The sequence below is a fragment of the Bacillus sp. SIMBA_074 genome, from assembly GCF_046534555.1.
GTDB classification, from domain to species: domain Bacteria; phylum Bacillota; class Bacilli; order Bacillales; family Bacillaceae_G; genus Bacillus_A; species Bacillus_A mycoides.
Window position 1 is genome coordinate 1 of the sequence record NZ_JAWRYM010000487.1, and the last position, 273, is coordinate 273.

General features: G+C 50.9%; 1 pseudogene. It reads right to left on the reverse strand.

Annotation, left to right across the window (positions count from 1 at the left end):
• A pseudogene (locus SB773_RS31695) lies at window positions 1-273 on the reverse strand (RNA-binding transcriptional accessory protein); the annotation flags it as partial.

Genomic DNA, 273 nt, shown 5'->3' on the forward strand with positions numbered 1-273 from the left:
ATAAACATTTTTCTCGTCTGCTTCTTCCGCTTTTTGCTCGGATACCAGCAAGCCTTTTTGCATGGTACGCTCCCGAACCCATTGGCGAATATCCGGGTCGTCAGAGTATTGCTCGGCGATGATATCCATAGCACCTTGCAAAGCTTGTTCTGCTGTCTCTACTCCTTTTTCCGGGTTAACGTAGCCCATTGCCTCTGCTTCAGGCGCTCCTGATTTCGGGAGGCTGAGCAGGTAAGTAGCAAGCGGCTCCAGCCCTTTTTCCTTTGCCATGGT